This window comes from Geminicoccus flavidas (assembly GCF_009806515.1).
GTDB classification, from domain to species: Bacteria; Pseudomonadota; Alphaproteobacteria; order Geminicoccales; family Geminicoccaceae; genus Geminicoccus; species Geminicoccus flavidus.
In genome coordinates, this window is record NZ_WUJP01000280.1 from 1 (window position 1) to 5,467 (window position 5,467).

The 5,467-nt window shown below is 64.5% G+C and carries 4 protein-coding genes; all 4 read left to right on the forward strand.

The window, feature by feature from the left end; all coding sequences use genetic code 11:
• Positions 1-219: 219 nt before the first annotated feature.
• The 4 genes from EQG76_RS07770 to EQG76_RS07785 all read left to right on the forward strand — a co-directional run bounded on the left by EQG76_RS07770 (position 220) and on the right by EQG76_RS07785 (position 5,464).
• Positions 220-1,866, forward strand: a complete 1,647-nt coding sequence (locus tag EQG76_RS07770) for an extracellular solute-binding protein (RefSeq protein ID WP_200840642.1) — start codon at positions 220-222, stop codon at positions 1,864-1,866.
• A 79-nt stretch (positions 1,867-1,945) separates the two neighbouring features.
• Positions 1,946-2,893 carry a carbohydrate ABC transporter permease gene (locus EQG76_RS07775; protein WP_159712130.1) on the forward strand — a complete coding sequence of 316 codons (948 nt, stop codon included), beginning with the start codon at positions 1,946-1,948 and terminating at the stop codon, positions 2,891-2,893.
• On the forward strand, positions 2,886-3,740 hold the full coding sequence (locus EQG76_RS07780; RefSeq protein WP_159712133.1) for a carbohydrate ABC transporter permease: 855 nt from the start codon (positions 2,886-2,888) through the stop codon (positions 3,738-3,740). Before EQG76_RS07775 ends, EQG76_RS07780 begins: the two co-directional genes overlap by 8 nt.
• Positions 3,741-3,937: 197 nt before the next feature.
• Positions 3,938-5,464 (forward strand): extracellular solute-binding protein, encoded by a 1,527-nt coding sequence (locus EQG76_RS07785; RefSeq protein ID WP_159712135.1) that lies wholly within the window; start codon positions 3,938-3,940, stop codon positions 5,462-5,464.
• Positions 5,465-5,467: the final 3 nt, after the last annotated feature.

A 5,467-nucleotide genomic window follows, 5' to 3' on the forward strand; every position in this document is an offset into this window, starting at 1 on the left:
CCCAGTTCCTTATCGATTCGAGGCAATATGTTCCACAGATAACAACCTGCGGCCGCGCCCGTGGTGGATCGCCCAGCCCGGAAGGCGCTCGAGCCCCGAAAGCCGGAGCAGTGCGGCTCCGGGAAATTAGATCGGACTTTTCAAGTTCGCCGGTCCTGCGCATACTTTTCCCAACGGCCGATGAAACGATACAGGCCGCGGTTCAGGGAGTGACTGATCATGCGCATGACGTGCGCGCTGTTGGGCGCGACCGCTCTCCTTGCGCTTTCGGTGGGCCAGGCGGCCGCCGAGGGGCGGGTCACGTGGAACGACGACGACACCGTCTCGCTCCAGATGGGGCCGGAATACGACAACCAGGTCATCACCGTCAGCCGCGAGGAGCTGGGCTCGATCTTCGGCCCCGACGAGAAGCCCTACGAGGGGGTGGAGATCACCGTCACCGTGAACAGCGGCGGGCCCAAGGGCGGCATCTCCGGGCCCCTGTTCTCGTTCCGGCCGATCTGGGAGGAACTGTCGGGCGGCAAGGTCAACATCGTCGAGCTGCCGTTCGGCGAGCACTACACCAAGATGATGCTCGACCTGCGCAACGGCACCGGCCAATACGACGCGTTCATGGCGGGTGCGTTCTGGTATGGCGACGTGGCGCCGGTCGGCCTGCTCTACCAGATCGACGACCTGATGGCGTCGGGCGAGTACCCGCAATGGTCGTATGACGCCATGCCGCCCGCGCTCAAGACGCTGCACCAGTGGGAGGGCAAGTCCTACGGCGTGCTCAACGACGCGGACGGCCAGGTCCTCTACTACCGCAAGAGCGTGCTGGAGAACCCGGAGCACCAGCAGGCCTTCAAGGCCGAGTATGGCTATGACCTGCCGTCGCCGCCCAAGACCTGGCAGCAGCTCCTGGACATCGCCAAGTTCTTCAACGGCAAGAACTGGGACGACAGCGATCCCGAGCCGGACAATGGCGCGGTGCTGCACCTCAAGGTCGGCGAGCAGGGCCACTACCACTTCCAGACCATGTCCTCGTCATTCGCGATGACGCCCGGCGAGAAGCTCGACCAGTACCACAACGTCTACTGGTTCGACCCGACCGACATGAAGGCGCTCATCAACCTGCCCGGCCATGTGAAGGCGCTGGAATATCTGCAGGAGCTGCACAAGACCGGCCCGGCCGCCCAGGTCGGCTGGTCACTGGGCGAGGCCTGGGACTATTTCCTGCGCGGCAAGGCGGTATTCGCCTATTCCTGGGGCGATCTCGGGGCACTCTGCCAGGACGAGGCCCGCTCCAAGGTCCAGGGCGACTGCGCTTCGGCGATGCTGCCGTCCTCAAACGAATATTATGACATGGAGAAGAAGGAGTTCGTGAAGACCGACGACCCGCAGCCGATCGGCAATACCACCGGCGGCTCGTGGCACGGCATCATCTCGAACTTCTCGGCCAATCCCGAGGCCACCTATTCCTTCCTCTCGCTGATGGCCATGCCGCCGGTCAGCAAGATGATGGCGATGTATGGCTGGGATGGCGTCGATCCGGGCTACAGCTACCAGTTCCTGCCCGAGGACGGCGGCACGGCCAGCATCGAGGACTACGAGAAGGCCGGCTGGAACGCGGACGATGCCCGGGCCTACACCCACGCCTATCACCAGACCTTCTTTGCGCCGGTGAGCCTGCCCTATCTGCGCATCCCCGGCACGTTCGAGTACTGGGACATCCTCGACAAGAACCTGTCCTCGGCCATGGCCGGCTCGAAGACCGCGCAACAGGCGCTCGACGACACGGCGGCCGCCTGGGAGCAGGTGACCGACCGGATCGGCCGCGACAAGCAGCTGGCCGACTACAAGGCGGCGATCGGCTACCAGGACTGATCCGGTACCAGCACCTCCGCCGGGGCCGCCATGGCCCCGGCGGAGCCCTCAGCCTCGGATCGACAACTGGAGCGGACGCATGCGCTGGACGAGCCGGGTACGGTTCCTGTTCCTCGCACCCGCGGTCGTGTGGGTGCTTCTCTTCACCATCTTCCCGCTTGGCTATTCGCTGTTCATCGCCTTCAACAAGATCGATCAGACCACCCAGGTCGAGCGCGTCAAGGAGCCGGTCCTGGATGAAGCGGGCCAGCCGGTCCTGGACAGCAAGGGCCAGCCGCGCACCAAGAACGTGGTGGTCCGCAACACCGTGACCACGACCGAGTTCGTGGGCCTCACCAATTTCAAGCGGCTGTTCACCGACCCGCAGCTCCACGAGGCGATCAAGGTCACGCTCGTGTTCGTGCTGATCGCCGTGCCGATCGAGCTGTGCCTGGGCTTTCTGATCGCACTCCTGTTCAACCGGCCGCTCATGGGCAGGTCGACGCTGCGCGCGATCATGATCCTGCCGATCTTCGCCACGCCGATCGCGATGGGCTACTCGTTCTTCACGATCTTCTACGAGGAGGGCGGGCCGCTCGCCTTCACCGGCATCCCCTGGCTGTCCAACCCGAACTGGGCGCTGTTCTCCGTGGCCCTGGTCGACATCTGGCAATGGACGCCGTTCTGCTTCCTGGTCTTCCTGGCGGCCTTGCAGGGCGTGCCGGACGAACTCCTGGAAGCGGCCCGGATCGACGGCGCTTCCGGCCCGGACATCCTGTTCAAGGTGCTGCTGCCGCTCCTGCAGCCGACCATCATCATCGTGCTGCTCCTGCGGATCGCGGAGGCGGTCAAGCTGTTCGACATACCCTTCGCGCTCACCGGCGGCGGGCCCGGCACCGCGACGCAGTCCTATTCCTTCCTGGCGTTCCGGACGGGGCTGCGCTTCTTCGACCTAGGGTATGCCAGCGCCATGGCCTACGGGCTGCTCGCGGTGGTCATGGTGGTCGTCCTGCTGTTCTTCCGGAGGCTGCGACAGAGCTATGGGTGAGCGTGGAGCCGCAGCACAGCTGCGCTGGGCCGTGTTCTCGATCCTGGCGATCGCGGTCACGATGGCCTTCCTGTTCCCGATCTACTGGTCGTTCTCCCAATCGCTGCGCAACCCGCTGGACACGTTCACGGTTGCGGGCTTCGGCATCCCCTGGGTGAACTTCGACCCGACCCTGGAGAACTGGATCGACCAGGTCGGCACCCCTGAGACGATGCACGCCCTCTACAACAGCACGGTGATCTCGATCGCGGCGGCGATCCTGGCGCTGCTCCTGGGCGTGCCCGCCGCCTACGCGGTGGCCCGGTTCCAGTTCCGGACCTGGAAGAACCAGGACATCACTATCTGGTTCTTGTCGCAGCGCATCCTGCCGCCGGTGGCGACGGTGATCCCGTTCTACCTGATCATGCGCACCTTCAACCTCCTGGACACTCATCTGGCGCTGATCCTGATCAACGCGACCTTCGTCCTGCCGTTCGTGGTGGTGATCCTGCGCCAGACCTTCCTGGAACTCCCGGTGGAACTGGAGGAATCGGCGCTGGTCGACGGCGCCAGCTACTGGACGGCGTTCTGGCGGGTGGCGCTGCCGCTGGCCGCCCCCAGCATGGCGGCAACCGGGCTGATCATCTTCGCGTTCAGCTGGAACGAGTTCCTGTTCGCAGTCGCGATCAGCAGCCAGAACGTGATCACCATCCCGGTACATATCGCGGGGGCCGTCGACACGCGGGGCGTGCAGTTCTGGTTCATGGGCGTGCGCGCGATGGTGGCGGTGATCCCGCCCGTGCTGATCGCGCTGATCGCGCAGCGCTACATCGTCCGAGGGTTGACCATGGGGGCGGTGAAGGGGTGAGCCGGCGGCGTCGCTTGACGGGAAGAAATCGGTCCCGTTAGCTGCGCCAGGACAACAAGATGCGGCCTGCACGACAGGCCGTCGATTGGGGATGCACGGACCAGCAAAGGTCCGGCAGGAGCGGCGCTCAGACAGCCTGGTCCGGTGTTCGGGACGAGGTGGCCTCCGCGTCGTTCCGACAGCAGGGAGGCTGTTCGATGTTCTACGTTCCGAAGAACGCGATCTATAAGCGAATTCCGCGGCGCAAGTTCCTGGAACTGGGCGGCGGGGTCGCGACCGCACTCGGTGCCGGCTCGATCGCGGTGGGCCTGAGCTCGGTGGTGACGCGCAACCCCGTCCAGGCGGCCTCGTCCGACGATGCCAAGTGGAAGCAGTATTCCGGCACCAAGCTCGTGTTCATGAGCGAGAACACGCCGCCTTCCTTCGCGATCCGCGAGAACCTGAAGCCGTTCTACGACCTGACCGGCATCGAGGTGGAGATCCTGACTGACGACCTGCCGGTGGTGCAGCAGAAGGTCGGCATCGACCTGCGTAGCGGCAAGGCCGACTTCCACCTGAACTATGTTCAGGACAAGCCGATCGGCGCGCCGTTCGCGGATTACTTCGCGAACCTGAACGACTTCATCAACGACGACACGCTGCCCCAGGACCCGGACGGGATGGGCGCAGACGCCTGGTTCGAGAACTTCCTCGATGCCTGCGGGACGATGTATACTCGCGATCGGCTGATCGCGTTCCCGTATGACTCGGCGGTGGCCTGCACCTTCTACCGGCAGGATCTGTTCGAGCAGCACAGCCCGGACTTCGAAAAGGAGTACGGCTACCGGATGGAGTTCACGAACGACACCACCTGGAAGAACGTCTACGAGTTCGCCGAGTTCTTCAAGAAGCTGCGCGCTGCCGGCCAGGACGTGCCGTATGGCTACGCCCAGCACCAGGGCTCGTTTGCCTGGACCGCGCAGCTCGACATTCAGCGCCTGATGTTCGCGCACGGTCAGTGGACCGAGTTCGACGTCGACGACAAGCTGGGCTCCAAGGAGCCGGGCCCGACTCGCTGGGGCGACGAGGCCTCGATCTTCCTGATGGAGAAGTGGAAGGAGCTGGCCGACGTCGCCCATCCGGACAACCTCGCCAACGATACGCTGCAGCTCAACACGGTCTACCAGGCCGGCCAGATCGCGATGCAGGTCCAGTACCACGAGTTCGCGGCCTCGATCGAGGACGAGAAGACCAGCCGTGCGGCCGGGGGCAAGACCGCGTATGCCGCCTGCCCGAAGGGCGAGGCTAGCTGGATCAAGAACGGTGGCCAGGCGGTCAACGGCACCAATTGCGGCATCGGCGGCATCGGCATCAACAACAATGCTTCCGACGATCTCAAGCGTGCCGCCTACCTGTTCTCCGTCTGGTCGACCTCCAAGGAGACCCAGTACAACGTGCTGAAGGGCGTCGGCGGCACGCCGACCCGCAAGGCGGTGATGGACATGCCGGGGGTGAAGGAGGCGCGCCAGCGCCCGACCGACATGCCGAACGCGCTGACCTTCGACGCGGTCTACGACTACGGCATCAAGGACCCGCATTTCGTGCTGGGCCCGAAGATCCCGGAAGCGAACGAGTACTACCAGATCATCCTGACCGAGGTGCAGAAGTGCATCTCCGGCCAGCAGGATCCTGCTGCGACCTGCGAGGCGATCCGCGACCAGGTCGACGACATGAACGACATCTGAGCA